The sequence below is a fragment of the Serratia sp. 2C06 genome (genome assembly GCF_050037615.1).
GTDB classification, from domain to species: Bacteria; Pseudomonadota; Gammaproteobacteria; order Enterobacterales; family Enterobacteriaceae; genus Serratia; species Serratia ureilytica.
In genome coordinates this window covers 1,811,884-1,833,489 of sequence record NZ_CP188299.1, presented here as the reverse complement: position 1 = coordinate 1,833,489, position 21,606 = coordinate 1,811,884, and the positions used below count along the sequence as shown (strand labels likewise).

Genomic DNA, 21,606 nt, shown 5'->3' with positions numbered 1-21,606 from the left:
GTCAATCGATGAATTGTATGCGTATTTGGCAACGCCGCGCGGCAATGGACAATGACTGTATAAAAACCCATACTGTAATTTATCTATATTAGCGCCAAAACCGACATCACGCTGAACGTCGCACACGCCGCCCGGCGAAAAACGAAGGGGTTATGACAGCACTGCAACAGGGGTTCCTGCTCACTCGCCACTGGCGCGACACGCCCGCCGGCACCGAGGTCGAATTTTGGCTGGCGACCGACGCGGGCCCGCGCCAGCTGCGTCTGCCGCCGCAAACCTCGGTGGCGTTTATCCCCGCCGAACAAAGGCAGCGCGCGGAACTGCTGCTGCGAGAAGAGCGGCAAGTCGAACTGAAACCGCTGGCGCTAACGGATTTTCATCACCGGCCGATGCTGGGGCTGTACTGCCGCCAGCACCGTCAGCTCATCAAGCTGGAAAAACTGCTGCGGGAAGGCGGCGTTGCGGTCTACGAGGCCGACATTCGCCCGCCCGAGCGCTACCTGATGGAACGCTTCATCACCGCGCCGGTATGGTTCAACGGCCAGGGCGACGGCAATGGGCCGTTGCTCGGCGGCCAAATGAAGCCGGCGCCGGAGTACCGCCCAACGCTAAAACTGGTGTCGCTGGATATCGAAACCACCGCCCACGGCGAGCTTTACTCCATCGCGCTGGAAGGCTGCGGCCAGCGGCAGGTCTACATGCTGGGGCCGGCCAACGGCGGCGATGAGCCGCTGGATTTCGATCTGGAATACTGCGCCAGCCGCCCTCAACTGCTGGAACGACTGAACGCGTGGCTGGAGCGTCACGATCCCGACGCCATCATCGGCTGGAACCTGGTGCAGTTCGATCTGCGGGTGCTGCAAAAGCACGCCGAGCGCTACCAAATCCCGCTGCGGCTGGGGCGCGGCGGCAACCTGCTGGAATGGCGCGAGCATGGTTTCAAGCAGAATCACTTTTTCGCCGCCGCCGCCGGCCGCCTGATCATCGACGGCATCGAGGCGCTGAAATCCGCCACCTGGAATTTTCCCTCCTTCAGCCTGGAATACGTTTCGCAGGAACTGCTGGGCGAAGGCAAGGCGATCGACAACCCTTATCAGCGCATGGCGGAGATCGACCGGCGCTTCGCCGAAGACAAGCCGGCGCTGGCCCGCTACAACCTGAAAGACTGCGAGCTGGTGACGCGGATTTTCGCCAAGGCCGATCTGCTCAACTTCCTGCTGGAGCGCGCCACCGTCACCGGGCTGGTGGCCGATCGCAGCGGCGGATCGGTGGCGGCCTTCAGCCACCTCTATATGCCGCGCATGCATCGCCTGGGCTTTGTCGCCCCCAACCTCGGCGAACAGCCGGAAGAGCACAGCCCCGGCGGCTTCGTGATGGATTCCCGGCCCGGCCTGTACGATTCAGTGTTGGTACTGGACTATAAAAGCCTGTACCCGTCGATCATCCGCACCTTCCTGATCGATCCGGTCGGGTTGGTGGAGGGCATGCGCCACCCAAGCGACGCCAACTCGGTGCCCGGCTTTCGCAACGCCCGCTTCTCGCGCAGCAAACACTGCCTGCCGGCGATCGTCGAGCAGATCTGGCAAGGGCGCGAGGCCGCAAAACGCCAGCACAACAAGCCCCTGTCACAGGCGCTGAAGATCATCATGAACGCGCTGTATGGCGTGCTGGGATCGAGCGGCTGCCGCTTCTTCGATCCGCGGCTGGCGTCGTCGATCACCCTGCGCGGCCACGAGATCATGCGCCAAACCCGCGAGCTGATCGAAGCCGAAGGCTATCAGGTGATTTACGGCGACACCGACTCCACCTTCGTCTGGCTGAAACAGCCGCATGACGAGCAACAGGCGGCGCAGATCGGCCGGGCGCTGGTGCAACGGGTCAACGCCTGGTGGCAACAGCATCTGCAGCAGCAGTTCGGGCTGGAGAACGCGTTGGAGCTGGAGTTCGAAACCCACTATTCCCGCTTCCTGATGCCGACCATTCGCGGCGCCGAGCAGGGCAGCAAGAAACGCTACGCCGGCCTGGTCGCGCGCGCCGACGGCCAGGAAGAGATGGTGTACAAAGGCCTGGAAACGGTGCGCACCGACTGGACGCCGCTGGCGCAGCAGTTCCAGCAGCAGCTCTATCAGCGCATCTTCAAACAACAGCCCTACCAGGACTATGTGCGCGACTACGTCGGCAAAACCCTGAACGGCGACTTCGACGATCAATTGGTGTACCGCAAACGGCTGCGCAGAAAGCTCGACGACTATCAGCGCAATGTGCCGCCGCACGCCCGCGCCGCGCGCATCGCCGACGACTACAACCGCAGTCAGGGGCGGCCGCTGCAGTATCAGAACGGCGGCTGGATCAGCTACGTGATGACCGTCGCCGGGCCGGAACCGCTGGAAACCCGCCATTCGCCCATCGATTATCAGCACTACCTCGAACGTCAGCTGCAACCGGTGGCAGACGCTATACTCCCTTTCTTGCACGACGACTTCACCACGCTGGTCACCGGGCAGATGGGGCTGTTTTGAGATTGCGCCAGGTTAAGAAAAATCATCCGGTTTTGCAGGTGACGAACGCGCCGCCTTCCATTACCATAGCGCCCTTCCCAAAACTGAACCACGCTTAGCCCTGCCGTCTAGCGACGTCTGCATGGCGTGAACGGCTATTGCCCGTCAAATTTAAAACAAACCGGGATTAACCGATGTTCAGTACAGGTGCCGCGGCCCTTCCCGCCCGGTAACAAGACTTACTTACAAAGAATCGAGCCGACAATATATGCCTTTTACTCTTGGTCAACGCTGGATCAGCGACACGGAAAGCGAATTAGGACTGGGCACCGTCGTGGCGCTGGATGCGCGCATGATTACCCTGCTTTTCCCCGCCACCGGTGAAAACCGCCTCTATGCCAGAAACGATTCGCCGATCACCCGCGTGATGTTCAACCCGGGCGATACCGTCAGCAGCCACGAGGGATGGCAGCTGCAGGTGGAAGAGGTGAAAGAGGAAAACGGTCTGTTGACCTATATCGGCACCCGCCTGGACACCCAGGAAAGCGGCGTGGCGATGCGCGAAGTGCTGCTGGACAGCAAACTGACCTTCAGCAAGCCGCAGGATCGCCTGTTCGCCGGCCAAATCGACCGCATGGATCGTTTCGCGCTGCGTTTTCGCGCCCGCAAATACCAGAGCGAGCAGTATCGCCTGCCGTTCGCCGGCCTGCGCGGCATGCGCGCCAGCCTGATCCCGCACCAGCTGCACATCGCTCATGAAGTCGGCCAGCGCCATGCGCCGCGCGTTCTGTTGGCGGACGAAGTCGGCCTCGGCAAAACCATCGAAGCCGGCATGATCATCCACCAGCAACTGCTGGCGGGCCGCGCCGAGCGCGTGCTGATCGTGGTGCCGGAAACGCTGCAGCACCAGTGGCTGGTGGAGATGATGCGCCGCTTCAACCTCTACTTCTCGCTGTTCGACGACAGCCGCTACGCCGAAGCCAAGCTCGACAGCAGCAACCCGTTCGAGACCGAACAGCTGGTGATCTGCTCGCTGGACTTCGTGCGCCGCAACAAGCAGCGCCTGGAAGAGCTGGCGGACGCCCAGTGGGATCTGCTGGTGGTCGATGAAGCGCACCACCTGGCCTGGAGCGAAGAAGCGCCGAGCCGCGAATATCAGGTGATCGAACAGCTGGCCGAGCATATCCCCGGCGTGCTGCTGCTGACCGCCACCCCGGAACAGCTGGGCCAACAGAGCCACTTTGCGCGCCTGCGCCTGCTCGATCCGAACCGTTTCCACGACTACGGCGAGTTCGTCGCCGAACAGCAAAAATACCGTCCGGTGGCCGACGCCGTCACCCTGCTGCTGAGCGGTGAACGCCTGGCCGACGACAAGCTGAACCTGCTGGGCGAGCTGATCGACGAGCAGGACATCGAACCGCTGCTCAAAGCGGCCAACAGCGAAGGCGACAACGCCGAGCAGGCGCGCCAGGAGCTGGTGGCCATGCTGATGGATCGCCACGGCACCAGCCGCGTGCTGTTCCGCAACACCCGCAACGGCGTGAAGGGCTTCCCGCACCGCAACCTGCACCAGATCAAGCTGCCGTTGCCGACCCAGTATCAGACCGCGATCAAAGTGTCCGGCATCATGGGCGCCAAGAAATCCGTCGAAGCGCGCGCGCGCGACATGCTGTATCCGGAGCAGATCTACCAGGAATTCGAAGGCGAAAACGCCACCTGGTGGAACTTCGACCCGCGCGTCGAATGGTTGCTGGATTACCTGCTGGCCAACCGCAACGAAAAAGTGCTGGTGATCTGCGCTAAAGCCGATACCGCGCTGCAGCTGGAGCAGGTGCTGCGCGAGCGTGAAGCGATCCGCGCCGCGGTGTTCCACGAAGGGCTGTCGATCATCGAGCGCGACCGCGCCGCCGCCTACTTCGCCTCCGAAGAGGAAGGCGCGCAGGTGCTGCTGTGTTCCGAGATCGGCTCCGAAGGCCGCAACTTCCAGTTCGCCAGCCAACTGGTGATGTTCGATCTGCCGTTCAATCCGGATCTGCTGGAACAGCGCATCGGCCGTCTGGACCGTATCGGCCAGATGCACGATATCCAAATCATGGTGCCTTACCTGGAGCACACCGCACAGGCGGTGCTGGGCCGCTGGTTCCACGAAGGGCTCGACGCCTTCGAACACACCTGCCCGACCGGCCGCACCATCTACGACAGCTGCTACGAGCAGTTGATCGGCTATCTGGCCGCGCCGACCGAGCAGGAGGGCCTGGACGAATTCATCCACGCCTGCCGCCAGCAGCATGACCAGTTGAAAGCGCAACTGGAACAAGGCCGCGACCGCCTGCTGGAGATGCACTCCAACGGCGGCGACAAAGCCCAGGCGCTGGCCGCCGCCATCGCCGAGCAAGATAACGACGTCAACCTGGTGGGCTTCGCGCTCAACCTGTTCGACATCGTCGGCATCAATCAGGAAGATCGCAGCGACAACCTGATCGTGCTCACGCCGTCCGACCATATGCTGGTGCCGGACTTCCCGGGCCTGCCGCAGGACGGCTGCACCGTCACCTTCGATCGCGATCAGGCGCTGTCGCGCGAAGACGCGCAGTTCGTCAGCTGGGAACACCCGATCATCCGCAACGGTCTGGATCTTATCCTGTCCGGCGATACCGGCAGTTGTGCGGTGTCCCTGTTGAAAAACAAAGCGTTGCCGGTCGGCACCTTGCTGGTTGAGCTGGTGTACGTGGTGGAAGCCCAGGCGCCGAAGCACCTGCAGCTGACCCGCTTCCTGCCGCCGACGCCGATCCGCATGCTGATGGACCGCAAGGGCACCAACCTGGCGGCGCAGGTCGAGTTCGAAAGCTTCAACCGCCAGTTGAACGCGGTCAACCGCCACACCTCCAGCAAGCTGGTCAACGCCGTGCAGCAAGACGTGCACGCCATGCTGCAGCAGGCGGAAAGCCTGGTGGAAGCGCAGGCACGCACGCTTATCGAACAGGCGAAGCAAGAGGCGGACGACAAGCTGAGCGCCGAGCTGGCGCGTCTGGAAGCGCTGAAGGCGGTCAACCCGAACATCCGCGACGACGAAGTCGAGACGCTGGAGTTCAATCGCCGTCAGGTGCTGGCCAACCTCAATGAAGCCGGCTGGCGTCTCGACGCCATTCGTCTGGTGGTGGTCACCCACCAGTAACCGGCGCGACGCGGGGAGGTGGTTGCCTCCCCGTTCGGCCCTTTTCGCGGAGCCAAGATGGAACCCTACAATCCCCCGCAGGACCCGCTGCACATCCTGTATCAGGATGAACACATCATGGTGGTCAACAAGCCCAGCGGCTTGCTGTCGGTGCCCGGCCGCGCGCCGGAAAACAAAGACAGCCTGATGACCCGCATTCAGGCCGATCATCCGGCCGCCGAATCGGTGCACCGGCTGGATATGGCCACCAGCGGGGTGATCGTGGTGGCGCTCAACAAGGCCGCCGAGCGTGAGCTGAAGCGTCAGTTCCGCGAACGCGAACCGAAGAAATCCTATATCGCCCGCGTTTGGGGGCATATGGCGCATGACGAAGGGTTGGTGGATTTGCCGCTGATCTGCGACTGGCCGAACCGGCCGCTGCAAAAGGTGTGTTTTGACACCGGCAAAGCGGCGCAGACGGAATATCTGGTGCTGTCGCGCGATGCCGACGGCAGCACCCGCGTGAAGCTGACGCCGATCACCGGCCGCTCGCACCAGCTGCGGGTGCACATGCTGGCGCTGGGACACCCGATCCTCGGCGACGGTTTCTACGCCCCGCCGGAAGCCAAAGCGATGGCGCCGCGGCTGCAGCTGCATGCGCAAGAGCTGCGCATCACCCACCCCGCCTTCCAGACGCCGATGCACTTTCGCGCCGAGCCGGATTTCTGAGCTCATCACCCTGAGATACCCTAAATAATTCGAGTTGCAGGAAGGCGGCAACTAAGCGCAGCCCCGGGAGCGTACAAAAAGTACGTGACCGGGGTAAGCGCGGGCAGCCAACACACCTGCAGCTCGAAGTATGACGGGTATCGTTATTTAAAACCTTTCTCGCGTTTGATCAGGTCGTACGCCGCCTGGATCTCCTGCGCTTTCTGCTTGGCCATTTCCATCATCTCCGGCGGTAAGCCTTTCGCCACCAGCTTATCCGGATGATGTTCGCTCATCAGCTTGCGGTAGGCGCGTTTGATGGTGGCGGCATCGTCGCTGCTGCGCACGCCGAGCACCTTGCACGCATCGTCGAGCGTCGGGCCGCGCTGAGCCTGCTGATAGCCGCCCTGCGAATACCCGCCCTGCTGACCGCCGCCGAACTGACGCCCGCCCTCCATCATGCTGAGGAACTGATCGAACTGCGCGCGCGAAATGCCCAGCTCTTCGGCGATGACATACAGCACCTGACGTTCGTTCGGGTGCAGCGAGCCGTCGGCGAACGCCGCCTGAATCTGAATTTCCAGAAACATCCGAATCAGATCGAAGCGGCCGAAACAGATGCTGCGGAACTGCTGCAGCGTCTCACGCAGCGGGAACTGGCTCTGTTTGCCCTCGCGGAACGCCTGCTGCGCCGCAGTGCGGGCTTCGCCGTGCAGCTGCAGGCGATCCATGAACAGGCTGGCGATCTGGATATCCGCCTCGGTGACGCGTCCTTTGGATTTGGTCAGGTGGCCCATAACCTGAAAAGTGGTGCGGAAAAACAGCGTTTGCCGCGTTTGCTGGTCGGTGAAAAACCCCCGGCTGCGCTTGTTGCTGCGCGCCGTATCGATCATATGACCGATAATCAGCCCCAGAACTACACCCCAGAATCCCGCGCCAGACCAGATGGCGACGATGACGCCGAGCAGTTTTCCCCAATACTGCATATACTCCTCAATTATCATGCCGAAAGCCGCCCGCTCTCCTCCGTTTCAGGAAAGGGCGCAGGCGATTTTTCCTAGAATTTGGATTATCATACCTGTCATTTATCTTTGCGCCTAACGACGACGCAAGTAAACGGCTGGATTTAGCACTAGCGCAACGCAGATGAGTAATATAGTCTCTGACCGTTTGCCGGACACGACGCCTCTGATGACGGAACACCAAAACCGCGTATGAAAAAAAGTTTCCCAACACTGCTGGCCACGATGATTTGGACGGCACTCTACAGTCAGCATGCGCTGGCTGATCTGGCCGAGCAATGCATGCTTGGCGTTCCTGTTTACGACAAGCCTTTGGTCAGCGGCGATCCGAACAGCCAGCCGGTGACCATCAATGCCGATGACTCGCGCGCCGACTACCCGAAAAGCGCCCTGTTCAGCGGCAACGTGCATATCGAGCAGGGCAACAGCACCCTGACCGCCAAAGAAGTTGAGCTGAATCAGACGCAAAACCCCGGCCAGACGGAACCGGTGCGTACCGTCACCGCCACCGGCGACGTGCACTACAGCGACAATCAGATCAAACTGAAAGGCCCGAAGGCCTGGTCTAACCTGAATACCAAAGATACCGACGTCTATGAAGGCGACTACCAGATGGTAGGCCGTCAGGGGCGTGGCGACGCCGACAAGATGAAAATGCGCGGCGCCAACCGTTACACCATCCTGGAAAACGGCACCTTTACCTCCTGTCTGCCGGGCGACGACAGCTGGAGCGTGGTCGGTTCCGAAGTGATCCACGATCGCGAAGAGCAGGTGGCGGAAATATGGAACGCCCGCTTCCGCATCGGTGGCGTGCCGGTGTTCTACAGCCCGTACCTGCAGCTGCCGGTCGGCGACAAGCGCCGTTCCGGCTTCCTGATCCCGAACGCCAAGTACGGCAGCAACAACGGCTTCGAGTTCATGTTGCCGTATTACTGGAACATCGCGCCGAACTACGACGCCACCATTACCCCGCACTATATGTCCAAGCGCGGCCTGCAGTGGCAGACCGAGTTCCGTTATCTGGTGCAGCCGGGCCTCGGCCTGATGGAGTTCGACTGGTTGCCGGACGATAAGGAATACGGCAAAGATCATGACGACAACAAACGCTGGCTGTTCTACTGGAACCACAACGGCGTTATGGATCAGGTGTGGCGCTTCAACGTCGATTACACCAAGGTCAGCGATTCCAAGTACTTCACCGATCTGGACTCCAAATACGGCTCCACCACCGACGGCTACGCCACGCAGAAATTTAGCCTCGGCTACGCCAACGAAAACTGGAACGCCACGCTGAGCTCCAAGCAGTTCCAGATTTACGACGATACCGATCGCTCACAGTCGGACTCGTATAAAGTCCAGCCGCAGCTGGATCTGAACTACTACAAGAACGACCTCGGTCCGTTCGACTTCCATATTTACGGCCAGGCGGCCAAGTTCACCAGCGTCAACCCATACAGCCCGGACGCCACCCGTCTGCATATGGAACCGACGCTGAGTCTGCCGCTCACCAACGGCTGGGCCAGCCTGAACACCGAAGCCAAGGTGATGGCGACCCATTACCAGCAGGATATTCCTGACGGTTTCGCCGCCAACTACCAGAGCCGCAAAAACGCTGCCGCGCCGGAGCTCGATGATTCGGTCAACCGCGTACTGCCGCAGTTCAAAGTCGACGGCAAGCTGGTGTTCGAGCGGCCGATGATCTGGGCCGAAGGCGCCACCCAGACGCTGGAGCCGCGCGTGCAGTACCTGTACGTGCCGTACCGCGACCAGAGCAACATCTACACCTACGACACCACGCTGCTGCAGACCGACTACTCCGGCCTGTTCCGCGATCGCACCTACAGCGGCCTGGATCGCATCGCTTCGCAGAACCGCGTGTCTACCGGTTTGACCACCCGCATTTATGATGACGCGCTGGTTGAACGTTTTAACGCTTCCGTGGGTCAAATCTACTACTTCAGCCGTTCGCGCACCGGCGATCGGGTAACCGGGTACGACAACAACGACGATACCGGCAGCGTGGCCTGGGCCGGCGATACCTATTGGAAAATCGACGATCGTTGGGGCCTGCGCGGCGGCCTGCAGTACGACACCCGCCTGAACAGCGTCTCGCTGGGCAACGGCGTGGTGGAATACCGCCAGGATGCCGAGCGCGTAGTGCAGCTGAACTACCGTTACGCCACGCCGGAATATATCCAGACGGCGTTGAACACCAAAACGGTTCCGGCCTTCCAGGACGGCATCTCGCAGGTGGGCATCACCGGCAGCTGGCCGATCGCCGATCGTTGGGCGGTGGTCGGGGCGTACTACTACGACACCCGCGCCAAACAATCCGCCGATCAGCTGGTGGGGCTGAAGTACAACACCTGCTGCTGGGCGGTGACGCTGGGCTATGAGCGCAAGATCACCGACTGGAACAACAGCAACAATACCAGCGTTTACGACAACAGAGTTTCGTTCAACGTCGAACTGCGCGGCCTGAGCAGCGATCATAGTCTCGGCTCCGCAGAAATGCTGCGCTCCGGCATTCTGCCGTATCAGCGCGCATTCTGACGCTTTGCAACACTTTGAAAACGAGAACTTTCACCCGCATTTGCGGATTACATAATGGGAAATGTATGAAGAACTGGAGAACGCTTATTCTCGGATTGGTGGTTTGCGCCAATGCCGCGTTCGCAGCACCCCAAGAAGTGGATAAAGTCGCCGCCGTCGTGGATAACGGCGTGGTACTCGAAAGCGACGTCAACGGACTGTTGCAGTCGGTGAAGCTCAACGCCCAGCAGGCCGGTCAGCAACTGCCGGACGACAAGACGCTGCGCCATCAGATCATCGAACGCCTGATCATGGATAACATCCAGCTGCAGATGGCCAAGAAAATGGGCATCACCGTCTCCGACGCCGATCTGGACAAAGCGATCGCCAACATCGCCGCGCAGAACCGCATGAGCGTCGATCAGCTGCGCAGCCGCCTGTCGTACGAAGGGCTGAACTACAACACCTACCGCGCGCAGATCCGCAAAGAGATGCTGATCTCCGAAGTGCGCAACAACGAAGTGCGCCGCCGCGTCACCATCCTGCCGCAGGAAGTGGACGCGCTGGCCAAACAGGTGGGCGCGCAGAACGGCAGCGACACCGAAATGAACATCAGCCACATCCTGATCCCGCTGCCGGAGAACCCGTCGCAGCAGCAGGTCGACAAAGCCGAAGAGCTGGCCAAACGCCTGGTGGGCGAGATCAACAGCGGCGCCGACTTCGGCAAGCTGGCGATCACTTACTCCGCCGACTCTCAGGCGCTGAAAGGCGGCAACATGGGCTGGGGCAAGCTGCAAGAGATCCCGACCCTGTTCGCTGAACGCCTGGTCAGCGCCAAGAAAGGTGACGTCGTCGGCCCAATCCGTTCCGGCGTCGGCTTCCACATCCTGAAAGTCAACGACATCCGCGGCGCCAGCCAGTCGGTGTCGGTCACCGAAGTGCACGCCCGTCACATCCTGCTGAAACCTTCGGTGGTGCTGACCGACGACCAGGCGCGCGCCAAACTGCAATCCGTCGCGGAAGCGATCAAGAGCGGCCGCGCCAAATTCGCCGACGAAGCCAAACAGCTGTCGCAGGATCCGGGTTCCGCCATGCAGGGCGGCGATCTGGGCTGGGCTTCCCCGGACATCTACGATCCCGCCTTCCGCGATGCGTTGCTGAAGCTGAGCAAAGGTGAGATCAGCGCGCCGGTGCACTCTTCCTTCGGTTGGCACCTGATTCAGCTGCTGGATACCCGTCAGGTGGATAAGACCGACGCCGCGCAGAAAGATCGCGCTTACCGCATGCTGTTCAACCGTAAGTTCGCCGAAGAGGCGCAGACCTGGATGCAGGAACAGCGCGCCCAGGCTTACGTGAAGATCCTCGATGGCAGCGATGCGCAGCAATAAACGCGTCGTCATTACCCCCGGCGAACCCGCCGGGGTGGGGCCGGATTTGGTAGCCGCCCTGGCGCAACAGGATTGGCCTGTTGAGCTGGTGGTGTGCGCCGATCCGGCCCTGTTGCTTGAACGCGCCCAATGTTTGGGCCTGCCGCTGACGCTGCGCGACTACCAGCCGCAGCAGCCGGCCGAGGCGCAACGCGCCGGCACGCTGACCGTGCTGCCGGTGCCGCTCGCTCAGCCGGTTACCGCCGGTGAACTGAACGTCGGCAACAGCGCCTACGTGGTGGAAACCCTGGCACGCGCCTGCGACGGTTGCCTGAACGGCGAATTCGCTGCGCTGATCACCGGCCCGGTGAACAAGGGCGTGATCAACGACGCCGGCGTGCCGTTTATCGGCCATACCGAATTCTTTGCCGATCGCAGCCGCTGCGATCGCGTGGTGATGATGCTCGCGACCGAAGAGCTGCGCGTGGCGCTGGCGACCACCCACCTGCCGCTGCTGGCGGTACCGGGCGCCATCACGCAGCAGAGCCTGTTCGAAGTCATTCGCATCCTCGACCACGATCTGAAAACCAAATTTGGCATCGCCCAGCCGCACATTTACGTCTGCGGTCTGAATCCCCACGCCGGGGAAGGCGGCCATATGGGGCGCGAAGAGATAGACACCATCATCCCGGCGCTCGACGCGCTGCGCGCTGACGGTATCCATCTTGTCGGCCCGCTGCCGGCGGACACCCTGTTCCAGCCCAAATATCTGCAAGATGCCGATGCGGTGCTGGCGATGTATCACGATCAGGGGCTGCCGGTGCTAAAATACCAAGGGTTCGGCCGCGCGGTGAATATCACCCTCGGTTTGCCTTTCATACGCACCTCGGTCGACCACGGTACCGCTCTGGAACTGGCCGGCACCGGCACCGCCGATGTCGGCAGTTTCCAAACGGCCCTGAATCTCGCCATTAAAATGATAATTAATTGTAATGAATAACAGAGTCCACCAAGGGCACTTTGCCCGCAAACGCTTTGGACAAAACTTTTTAACCGATCAGTTTGTCATCGATAGCATTGTCTCCGCCATTCACCCGCAGCCGGGCGAAGCGGTGGTCGAGATCGGCCCCGGCCTCGGCGCCTTGACCGAACCGGTCGGCGCACGCATGGACCGCATGACGGTGATCGAACTGGACCGCGATCTGGCCACTCGGCTGGAGAATCACCCGCAGCTGAAAGACAAGCTGACCATCCGCCAGCAGGACGCCATGACGGTGAATTTCGCCGAACTGGCCGAGGAGGCTGGCCAACCGCTGCGCGTATTTGGTAACCTGCCGTACAATATTTCGACGCCGCTGATGTTCCACCTTTTCAGCTATACTCAGGCAATCCGCGACATGCACTTTATGTTGCAGAAAGAGGTGGTCAACCGTCTGGTGGCCGGCCCTAACAGCAAGGCCTACGGGCGTTTAACCGTGATGGCGCAGTACTACTGCAACGTCATCCCGGTGCTGGAAGTGCCGCCGACCGCGTTCGCGCCGCCGCCGAAGGTCGATTCCGCCGTGGTGCGCCTGGTCCCGCACACCGAGCTGCCGAACCCGGTGGGCGACGTGCGCATGCTGAGCCGCATCACCACGCAGGCGTTCAACCAGCGGCGGAAAACCATCCGCAATAGCCTGGGCGATCTGTTCACGCCGGAGCAGCTGACGGAGCTGGGCGTCGATCCTTCGCTCAGAGCAGAGAATATTTCTGTGGCGCAGTACTGCAAGCTGGCGAACTGGCTGTCAGCCAATCCGGCGCCGCAGCAATAAGGAGTTGTTGTCATGATTGATTCGCCCCGCGTGTGTATTCAGGTTCAGAGCATCTATGTGGAATCACAGTCGATCCCTGAAGAAGAGCGTTACGTCTTCGCCTATACCATTACCATCCGCAATCTGGGGCGGACCAACGTGCAACTGCTGGGCCGTTACTGGCTGATCACCAACAGCAACGGCCGCCAAACCGAAGTCCAGGGCGAAGGCGTGATCGGCGAACAGCCCGTCATTCCGCCCGGTGGAGAGTTTCAGTACACCAGCGGCGCCATTCTGGAAACGCCGCTGGGCACCATGGAAGGCCATTACGAAATGGTTGACCATCAGGGTCAGCCGTTCCGCACCGCTATTCCCGTGTTCCGCTTAGCCATTCCAACGCTGATCCATTAATTATGTCGACATACCTTATCGGCGACGTTCACGGCTGTTTCGATGAACTGAAGTCGCTGCTGGCTCAGGTTGCGTTCGATCCCGAGCGCGATCAACTGTGGCTGACCGGCGATCTGGTGGCGCGCGGCCCCGCCTCGCTGGACGTGCTGCGCTATGTGCGCTCGCTCGGCCCGGCGGTGCGCATGGTGCTGGGCAACCACGATCTGCACCTGCTGGCGGTTTACGCCGGCATCAGCCGCAACAAACCCAAAGATCGCATCACGCCGCTGCTGGAAGCGCCGGACGCCGACGAGCTGATCAACTGGCTGCGCCGCCAACCGGTGCTGCAGGTGGATGATGAGCAAAAGCTGGTGATGGCCCACGCCGGCATCACCCCGCAGTGGGACATCGACACCGCAAAAATGTGCGCTCGCGAAGTGGAGGCGGTATTGAGCAGCGACAGCTATCCGCTGTTCCTCGACGCCATGTACGGCGACATGCCGAACAACTGGGCGCCGGAGCTGAGCGGCCTGGCGCGCCTGCGTTTCAGCACCAATGCGCTGACGCGCATGCGCTACTGCTTCCCCAACGGCCAGCTCGACATGATCTGCAAAGATGCGCCGGGCAGCGCGCCGGCGCCGTTGAAACCGTGGTTCGAGCTGCCGCGCCTGGTGAACCCGGAATACACCATCATCTTCGGCCACTGGGCCTCGCTGGAAGGCAAGGGCACGCCGGAGGGCGTGATCGGGCTGGATACCGGCTGCTGCTGGGGCGGCGATCTGACGATGCTGCGCTGGGAAGACCGCCGTTACTTCACGCAGCCCGCCAATCGCGGCGAAGCGCCTGACCACGCCGGCAGATTAGCCGCATCCTGAAACGATAAAGGCGGCCCGGTGGCCGCCTTTGTTCTGTATTGCCGCCTTACGCCCCAATCACTCCGCCATCTTCACGCGTGATCATCAACACCGATGAACGCGGGCGCGGGCTGTTGTTCGGGAAGTGCGAATCGCCTTCTTCTCCGGGATGCTGTACGTTGACGAACATCGTCTTGTAGTCCGGGGTGAAGGTGATGCCGGTCAGTTCGCAGGACTTCGGCCCCACCATGAAACGGCGGATCTCGCCGCTGACCGGATCGCCCACCAGCATCTGGTTGTTTCCCTGCCCGACGTAATCGCCCTTGTTGCTGTACTTGCCGTCGGTGAGGATCCACAGACGGCCGGCGCGATCGAAACCCAGCCCGTCCGGGCTGTTGAAGGTGTTTTCCGCCGTGATGTTCGGCGTGCCGCGGTTGACGCCTTCGGGGTGGGCAATCGGGTTGCCGCACAGCGCATAGATGTCCCAGGCGAAGGCGTCGGCGGTGGCGTCGCCGCCCTCGTCCCAGCGAATGATTTGGCCGTAGATATTGTTCGGTCGCGGGTTGGCGGCGTTCAACGGCATCCCTTCCTCGCCGCGCTTGCTGTTGTTGGTTAACGTGCAGTACGCGCGCCCGTCATGCGGGTTTACCGCGATCCACTCCGGGCGATCCATTTTGGTGGCGCCGACCTGCTGCGCCGCCTTGCGGGCGAAGATCAGCACTTCGGCCTCATCGCGGAAACCGTTCTCCGGCGTCAGGCCGTTCTTGCCGAACTCAAGCGCAATCCAGCGCCCTTTGCCCTTCAGCGGCGTGCCGGCTTCATCGCCGTCGAACTGCGCCACGTATAGCGTCCCCTCGTCCAGCAGCGTGCGATTGTTGGCCGGATTGGCGGCGTCGACCACGCCTTTGGAGACGTACTTATAGATATGTTCGCCGCGCTCGTCGTCGCCCATATACACCACCAGACGGCCGTCTTTGGCCACGGTCACCGCCGCGTTTTCATGTTTGAAACGGCCGAGCGCGGTGTGCTTGATGGGCGTCGAGGTCGGATTCAACGGATCGATCTCGACAATCCAGCCGTGACGGTTGAATTCGTTGGGATTCTTCGCCACATCAAAACGCTCGTCATAGTCCGGCCAGTTGCGTTCCGGTTCGCTGACCTTCAGCGTGTAGCGCTTCTGTTCCGGCGTGGTTCGATAATCGGCCTGACGGGTGCCGAAATAGGTGTCGAAGTTTTCCTCGCAGGTCAGGTAGGTGCCCCACGGCGTCTTGCCGTTGGCGCAGTTGCCGAAGGTGCCCAGCACCTTGCGGCCGCTCGGATCGGCGGCGGTCTGCAACAGCGGATGTCCGGCGGCCGGGCCGCTGAATTGCATCTCGCTGTTGGCGGTGATGCGGCGGTTATAGCGCGACGGGCGCTCCACCTCCCAGCGCAGGCCGTCGCCGAGCCGCTTGACCGCGACAATGGAGACGCCGTGCGCCGCCTGCGATTTGCGCACCTCTTCCAGGCTGGTGGCCTTGGCGCCGCCGTGGGCGAACAGGTACTGCTCGTTAACGTATTCGTTATTGATGGCCATCACGCCGTGATTGTCATCGATAGGGAAAAAGCTCATGCCATCGTTGTTGTCGCCAAACTGTTTTTCCTGATCGGCGGCGCTGTTGTTGCCCTGCGGATCGAAGGCCGGCGCGCCGTCCACCAGCGGCTCGCCCCAGGAGATCAGTACCTCAGCGCGGTAGCCCGGCGCGATGGTCACCTCGTCGGCGGTAGACGCGGCGATGCCCCGGAAGCCCAGCAGCGTGTTCGGCGGCAGATCCTCGGCCAACGCCTCGGCGGAGACCGACCAGATGCCGCCGCCGAGAAAACCGGCCAGGCCGACGGCGCCGGCGCTGCCGAGCAGCAGCTTGCGGCGAGTGGGATCGATCAGGCGGTCGGCGTCTAATTGCTCAATTTGCTTGGTCATAACGTGGTTACCTTTTTAGTTATGGCGCCGCGGTCAAGATTCACCAGAGTTGCCGTGGCGCTCGGAGTTGGGCTTCATACTAATCAGGTAATGTGACGGAAAGGTTACGAATGACCGGCGCAAAAAGACCGGGGGCGCAATTGCTTGCGCCCCCGGGGATGACTGGCTAACGCGCTGAGATCAGCGGCGCTGCAGGATTTCGAAGCAGTAGCTGTGCGAGTTCAGATCGTCGGCGTCGTGGAATTCGCTGAACGTGGTTTCCCACTCGTCCGGCTCGTAATCCGGGAAGTGAGTATCGCCGCCGACTTCGGCGTCGATGTGTGTCAGGTACAGGCGATCGGCGCGCGGCAGCAACTGGGTATAGATGCGCCCACCGCCGATCACCATTACTTCTTCCACCTCACCCGCGGCGGCCAGCGCCTCATCCAGCGAGGTCACCCAGGTCACCCCGGCGGCATTGCCCGGGCGGCTGCTCAAAACGATATTGTGACGGCCCGGCAGCGGGCGGCCGATGGACTCGAAGGTCTTGCGGCCCATAATAACCGGCTTATTCAACGTGTTGCGTTTAAACCACGCAAGGTCCGCCGGCAGGTGCCACGGCATGGCGTTTTCCATGCCAATAACGCGATCCGCCGCCAAGGCAGCGATCAGGCTGATAATCATTGTTTAACCCTGTGTAGGCAGCAAAATTGGTGACACTATACGTAAAGGCCTGAGTGCCGTCGATAGGCTAATCAAGCAAGATGAATATATAAGATAGCTCTTATCAGCATATCTAATAACCAACGTTCTTTTGCCGGGGAATTTCACACGCCGGGGCGTTTGCGGTACAACCACAGACCCGGTAACGACAGGCCGATCGACAACGCGCCGACGATGAAACTGGCCTTGAGGAAGTTGGTGATCATGGTCTCCATCAAAGCCTCGCTGTAGCCCAGATGCGAGATCTCCACCACAGTTATCATCGCGGTATAGGCGGAAATGCCGGGGAACATCGGGATCACCGCCGCCACGGTGAACACCTTCGGATGCGCCAACAGCCAGCGCGACCAATAGATACCGATGATGCCGATCAGGATCGCCGCCAGCAGCGACGCCCACTCGATGTTCATGCCCACGTGCATCATCAGCATGCGCGAGCCGCGCCCGATTGCCCCGAGCAACGCGCAATAGCGCAGCGCGCGCAGCGGCACGTTGAACACCATGGCGAAGCCCAGCGCCGGCACCGCCGCCAACAGCATCTCCTGCAACAATGCCCACAGCAGACTCATGACCACCCCCGCAGATCCCACAGCGACATCGCCATCACCACGCCGATACAGGTCGCCAGCGTCAACAGGCTGGCCATCGCCCAGCGCGCCAGCCCGGTGTTGACGTGCCCCTTGAACATGTCGGCCACCGCGTTGATCAGCGGGAAGCCCGGCACCAGCAGCAGCACGCTGGCGGCCATCGCCACGCTCGAAGTCTCTTTAAACACCGGCAGGCGCAGCAGCAGCCCGGATATCGACGTAGCGACAAACGCCGTCAGGCAAAAATTGATCAGCGGATTCATATGGCGGGCGGTGAGGATCTGGCGCACCAGCATCGCCGCGCCGCTGGCGATAAAAGTCACCAGGAAGGCGTCACCGCCGCCGCCGTTGAGCATGCTGAAACACCCGCAGGACAACCCCACCATCAGCACCACCAGCCAGCGCGGATAGCGCAGCGGCCGGATCTTTTCGAAGCGCCGCGCCACGTCGTGCGTATCCGCCAGATGATGCTCGGCGAGGATCACGATATGCTGCACTTCCGTCACCACCTGCATATTGATGCCGCGATCGACATTCTTGCGGGTCGTGGTCAGGCAGGCGCCGTGGCTGAGGGTGGTCAACACCACCGCATTGGCGGAGATTGAACTTTCCACGCTGTCCATCCCCAGCGCCAACCCCAGGCGGGTGGACAACTGCTCCACCACCGTGCTCTCGGCGCCGTGCTGCAACAGCAGCAGCGCGCATTGAATGCACAAGCGGGTGATTTCACGCTGTTGCCGGTGCGGTTCCGGCCTGTCTGTGGCGGTAGTCTGCTGCATGGTGCTCCGTCGCTGGCGATAGATGAATTATTATCATAGAGCCTAACAATACCTCATTGGGTTGATGCGCATCAGAGGAAGCGGCGTTATTATCGCCAACATGCTGCCTTTTGCGCGAGACGCCTCCCATGCTTGAAACTTCACTGTTCGTCGCCGGCATTGCCGCCCTCGGCATGCTTTCCCCCGGCCCGGATTTTTTCCTGGTGATCAAAAACGCCGCCCGCTACCCGCGTCTGGCCGCCATGATGACCGCCTTCGGCGTGATCTGCGGCGTCGCCACCCACATGTCCTACTGCGTCGCCGGACTGGCGGTGGTGATCACCACCACGCCGTGGCTGTTTAACCTGCTGAAATACGCCGGGGCGGTCTATCTGGTGTGGATCGGCATCCAGGCGCTGCTGTCGCGCGGCGGCGGCAAGATGAACGTCAGCAATCTGCCGCAGCAACAGGTCAGCCTGAAGAGCGCCTTTGCGCAAGGCTACCTGTGCAACCTGCTGAACCCGAAAGCCACCCTGTTCTTCCTGGCGGTATTCACCCAGGTGCTGCAGATCGATTCCGGCCTGGGCGACAAGCTGTGGTACGCGGGGATTATTCTCGGCCTGTCGGTCATCTGGTGGCCGCTACTGGTGTTCCTGATCCAAAGCGGTCCGGTGCGCCGCGGGTTGGAAAAGACCCAGAAGATCGTCGACAAGCTGCTGGGCGGTATGCTGATCGCCTTGGGCATCAAGGTCGCACTGAGCTAAGCAAAAAAAGGGGCGCCGATCTGGCGCCCCTCCCCTTATCCTTTGGCTTCCACCACTTCATCCTCCGGCGCCTTGCCGTCGATACTGCCGCGCCAGCCGGTCTGCTGCACCCGCGCCAGCCGATTCTGATCCTGCTCGATGGCCGCGCTGAGCATCTCCTTGGCCCGCTGCAGGCTGGCGATGCGGAACTCGGTGTCCTGATAATTCTCCAGCGTGTCTTCCAGCATTTTCAGGTTATAGCGGCGGAACGTGTCTGCCTTCTCGCGTGCCTCATAGGCGTCCAGCCCCAGCAGCTCCAGCGTTTCACGGCCGATGCGCAGCGAGCTTTCAAAGGTTTCGCGCTCCGGTTTTTCCACCCCCATCTGCCGCAGCTGATACCAGTGATCGACGTCGCGCGCCCGCGCCACCACCTTCAGATGCGGGAAGTGCTGCCTGGCCAGCTCGGTTAACGCCAGGCTGTCTTCCACGTCGTCGATGGCGTTGATCAGCACCTTGGCGTGGGCGGCGCCGGCGGCCTCCAGCAAATCGGCGCGCGTGGCGTCGCCGTAGAACACCTTGGTGTCAAATTTACGCAGCGTCTCGATATGGTCCGGATCGTGATCCAGTACCACGGTGTGTACGCCGTTGGCCAACAGCAAGCGGCCGGCGATCTGGCCGAAACGGCCGAAACCGGCGATGATCACGCTGGCATTTTCGTCGTCAATGACGTCAGCCGGGCGCTCCTCTTTCGGCGCATTTTTCTCCAGCTGCGCGGCGATCACCAACAGCAGCGGCGTGGCCGCCATCGACAGCGCCACCGCCAGCGTCAGCGACTTGGCCCACTCGACCGGCAATACGCCGGCCAGCTGCGCGGCGCTGAAGATAACGAAAGCGAACTCACTGCCCTGGCCCAGCAAAATGGCGAACAGGCCGCGCTGGCGTTTCGGCACCCCAAGCAGCGGCCCAATCAGCCACAGCAGCGCCGCTTTGATCAGCATAAAGCCCAGCAGCAACGAGGCGATCAGCAACGGATGATGGAACAGCGTGCCGAAGTCGATCGACATGCCGACGCCGATGAAAAACAGCCCCAGCAGCAACCCTTTGAACGGCTGAATATCGCTCTCCAGCGCGTGGCGGTATTCCGAGCTCGCCAACAGCACCCCGGCGAGGAACGCCCCCATCGCCATCGACAACCCGGCCATCTCCAGCAGGATGCCAAAGCCGAACACCAGGAACAGCGCCACGGCGCTGAACACCTCGCGCATGCCCGAACGGGCGACGAAGTGCAGCAGCGGGCGGGTGACGTAGCGGCCAAGCAGCACCACCATCGTCAACGCGCCCACCACTTTGGCCGCCGACAGTACGAAAGCGCCCAGCGTCGTGGTGGCGCCGCTGCTGGCCAGCAGCGGGATCATCGCCACCAGCGGGATCGCCGCGATATCCTGGAACAGCAACACCGCAAACGCGCTGCGGCCGATCGGCGACGGCGTCAAATTGCGTTCGCTCATCGCCTGCATGGCGATGGCGGTCGATGAGAGCGCCAGCGTCAAACCGATCAGCAGCGCCACCTTCCAGTTGAGGCCGAGGAAGTAGCAGAAGGCGCTCAGCGCCAGGCCGCAGCCCACCATCTGAATGCTGCCGCCGCCGAACACCGAGGCGCGCAGCGTCCACAGCCGTTTGGGATCCAGCTCCAGGCCGATGATAAACAGCATCAGCACCACGCCGATCTCGGCGAAGGTCAGGATAGACTCGGCATCCGACACCAGCTTCAGCCCCCAGGGGCCGATAATGCAGCCGGCGATCAGGTAACCGAGCACCGAACCCAGCCCCAGGCGCACCGCAATCGGCACGAACAGCGCGGCGGAACCGAGATAGATCAGCCCCTCGATCATCATGTGGTGGTTATCCATGGCTGGCCTCCCGGGTTTCCGCTTCGGCATGTTCCATCAGATAGTCGACCAACCGCTGCCGGTAGGCTTCGCCGGCGGCGATCAGCGCCGGTTCGTTGCAGGTAAAGGTGTTGTGCAGGGCGAAGTACGGCTGCCAGTTCATGCCGCAATAAATCGCCGTGGCCTGCAGCGGCTGCGCCAGCGCGGCGAAGTTGGGAAAATCGCCCAGTTCGAAATGGTGCTCGTCACCGCCGCTGGTCACCGCCCACAGGCAGTCTTTGCCCACCAGCGCGTTGCCGTCGTGGCCATAGGCCCAGCCGTGCTCCAGCACTTTGTCGATCCACAGCTTCAACAGCGGCGGGAAGCTGTACCACTGCATCGGATGCTGCAGCACCACCATGTCGGCGCGCTCCAGCGCCTGTTGCTCGGCGTTGATATCGATATTGAAATCGGGGTACAGCTCATACAGCGAGCGCACCTCCACCTCGGGAAGATCCCTCACCGCCTGCAGCAGGCGGTGATTGGCATGCGAATGCCGGGGATACGGGTGAGCATAAATTATCAGAATCATTGTTATCGTCGTTCCTTCGTTCCTTGCCAATACACCAAGCATATACCAATCACACAGAGTGACAGTTTGCCCACTGATTGATAG

At 61.6% G+C, this 21,606-nt stretch carries 17 protein-coding genes; 10 read left to right on the top strand and 7 right to left on the bottom strand.

Translation table 11 applies throughout. The features are described 5' to 3' along the window. Positions 1 to 152 precede the first annotated feature (152 nt). The 3 genes from ACP3TA_RS09040 to rluA all read left to right on the top strand — a co-directional run bounded on the left by ACP3TA_RS09040 (position 153) and on the right by rluA (position 6,381). Positions 153 to 2,519, top strand: coding sequence for a DNA polymerase II (locus ACP3TA_RS09040; RefSeq protein WP_198809038.1), 2,367 nt, complete (start codon positions 153 to 155; stop codon positions 2,517 to 2,519). 247 nt (positions 2,520 to 2,766) lie between these two features. Next, complete coding sequence (gene rapA / locus ACP3TA_RS09035) at positions 2,767 to 5,673, top strand: RNA polymerase-associated protein RapA (RefSeq protein WP_047025192.1); 2,907 nt, start codon at positions 2,767 to 2,769, stop codon at positions 5,671 to 5,673. 57 nt (positions 5,674 to 5,730) lie between these two features. Next, complete coding sequence (gene rluA, locus ACP3TA_RS09030; RefSeq protein WP_033641835.1) at positions 5,731 to 6,381, top strand: bifunctional tRNA pseudouridine(32) synthase/23S rRNA pseudouridine(746) synthase RluA; 651 nt, start codon at positions 5,731 to 5,733, stop codon at positions 6,379 to 6,381. A gap of 143 nt (positions 6,382 to 6,524) precedes the next feature. Here the strand turns inward: rluA and djlA are convergent, their stop codons facing one another. Next, positions 6,525 to 7,346, bottom strand: a complete 822-nt coding sequence (gene djlA / locus ACP3TA_RS09025; protein ID WP_025301546.1) for a co-chaperone DjlA — start codon at positions 7,344 to 7,346, stop codon at positions 6,525 to 6,527. 228 nt (positions 7,347 to 7,574) lie between these two features. On the opposite strand from djlA, the gene lptD reads away from it, so the two are divergent. The 6 genes from lptD to apaH all read left to right on the top strand — a co-directional run bounded on the left by lptD (position 7,575) and on the right by apaH (position 14,336). After that, on the top strand, positions 7,575 to 9,935 hold the full coding sequence (gene lptD, locus ACP3TA_RS09020) for an LPS assembly protein LptD (protein ID WP_021505352.1): 2,361 nt from the start codon (positions 7,575 to 7,577) through the stop codon (positions 9,933 to 9,935). 65 nt (positions 9,936 to 10,000) lie between these two features. Continuing rightward, positions 10,001 to 11,302, top strand: a complete 1,302-nt coding sequence (gene surA / locus ACP3TA_RS09015; RefSeq protein ID WP_033641834.1) for a peptidylprolyl isomerase SurA — start codon at positions 10,001 to 10,003, stop codon at positions 11,300 to 11,302. Next, the gene (pdxA, locus tag ACP3TA_RS09010) at positions 11,280 to 12,281 is read left to right on the top strand and encodes a 4-hydroxythreonine-4-phosphate dehydrogenase PdxA (protein WP_405050740.1); all 1,002 of its coding nucleotides are present in this window, start codon (positions 11,280 to 11,282) and stop codon (positions 12,279 to 12,281) included. Before surA ends, pdxA begins: the two co-directional genes overlap by 23 nt. After that, positions 12,274 to 13,092: a 16S rRNA (adenine(1518)-N(6)/adenine(1519)-N(6))-dimethyltransferase RsmA gene (gene rsmA / locus ACP3TA_RS09005; RefSeq protein WP_033641833.1), complete on the top strand. Its 819-nt coding sequence runs from the start codon at positions 12,274 to 12,276 to the stop codon at positions 13,090 to 13,092. The genes pdxA and rsmA overlap by 8 nt, the downstream gene beginning before the upstream one ends. 12 nt (positions 13,093 to 13,104) lie before the next feature. Then, positions 13,105 to 13,482, top strand: coding sequence for a Co2+/Mg2+ efflux protein ApaG (gene apaG, locus ACP3TA_RS09000; protein WP_015376624.1), 378 nt, complete (start codon positions 13,105 to 13,107; stop codon positions 13,480 to 13,482). A gap of 2 nt (positions 13,483 to 13,484) precedes the next feature. Further along, entirely contained in the window at positions 13,485 to 14,336 is an 852-nt protein-coding gene (gene apaH / locus ACP3TA_RS08995) for a bis(5'-nucleosyl)-tetraphosphatase (symmetrical) ApaH (RefSeq protein WP_060659959.1), read from the top strand. Between the two features lie 46 nt (positions 14,337 to 14,382). On the opposite strand, the gene ACP3TA_RS08990 is transcribed toward apaH, so the two are convergent. The 4 genes from ACP3TA_RS08990 to ACP3TA_RS08975 all read right to left on the bottom strand — a co-directional run bounded on the left by ACP3TA_RS08990 (position 14,383) and on the right by ACP3TA_RS08975 (position 18,340). Then, positions 14,383 to 16,272, bottom strand: coding sequence for a PhoX family protein (locus ACP3TA_RS08990; RefSeq protein WP_206196069.1), 1,890 nt, complete (start codon positions 16,270 to 16,272; stop codon positions 14,383 to 14,385). A 180-nt stretch (positions 16,273 to 16,452) separates the two neighbouring features. Then, positions 16,453 to 16,935 (bottom strand): type 3 dihydrofolate reductase, encoded by a 483-nt coding sequence (gene folA, locus ACP3TA_RS08985; protein WP_033637073.1) that lies wholly within the window; start codon positions 16,933 to 16,935, stop codon positions 16,453 to 16,455. 143 nt (positions 16,936 to 17,078) lie between these two features. Further along, a complete protein-coding gene (locus ACP3TA_RS08980; RefSeq protein WP_033651687.1) occupies positions 17,079 to 17,543 on the bottom strand; it encodes a threonine/serine exporter in 465 nt (154 codons plus the stop codon). Further along, complete coding sequence (locus ACP3TA_RS08975; protein WP_033641829.1) at positions 17,540 to 18,340, bottom strand: threonine/serine ThrE exporter family protein; 801 nt, start codon at positions 18,338 to 18,340, stop codon at positions 17,540 to 17,542. Before ACP3TA_RS08975 ends, ACP3TA_RS08980 begins: the two co-directional genes overlap by 4 nt. A 128-nt stretch (positions 18,341 to 18,468) precedes the next feature. On the opposite strand from ACP3TA_RS08975, the gene ACP3TA_RS08970 reads away from it, so the two are divergent. Next, positions 18,469 to 19,083, top strand: coding sequence for a LysE family translocator (locus tag ACP3TA_RS08970; protein ID WP_015376619.1), 615 nt, complete (start codon positions 18,469 to 18,471; stop codon positions 19,081 to 19,083). A gap of 35 nt (positions 19,084 to 19,118) precedes the next feature. On the opposite strand, the gene kefC is transcribed toward ACP3TA_RS08970, so the two are convergent. Then, entirely contained in the window at positions 19,119 to 20,972 is a 1,854-nt protein-coding gene (kefC, locus tag ACP3TA_RS08965; RefSeq protein ID WP_206196068.1) for a glutathione-regulated potassium-efflux system protein KefC, read from the bottom strand. Continuing rightward, positions 20,965 to 21,522 carry a glutathione-regulated potassium-efflux system oxidoreductase KefF gene (gene kefF, locus ACP3TA_RS08960; RefSeq protein ID WP_033641826.1) on the bottom strand — a complete coding sequence of 186 codons (558 nt, stop codon included), beginning with the start codon at positions 21,520 to 21,522 and terminating at the stop codon, positions 20,965 to 20,967. The genes kefC and kefF overlap by 8 nt, the downstream gene beginning before the upstream one ends. Between the last annotated feature and the right edge of the window lie 84 nt (positions 21,523 to 21,606).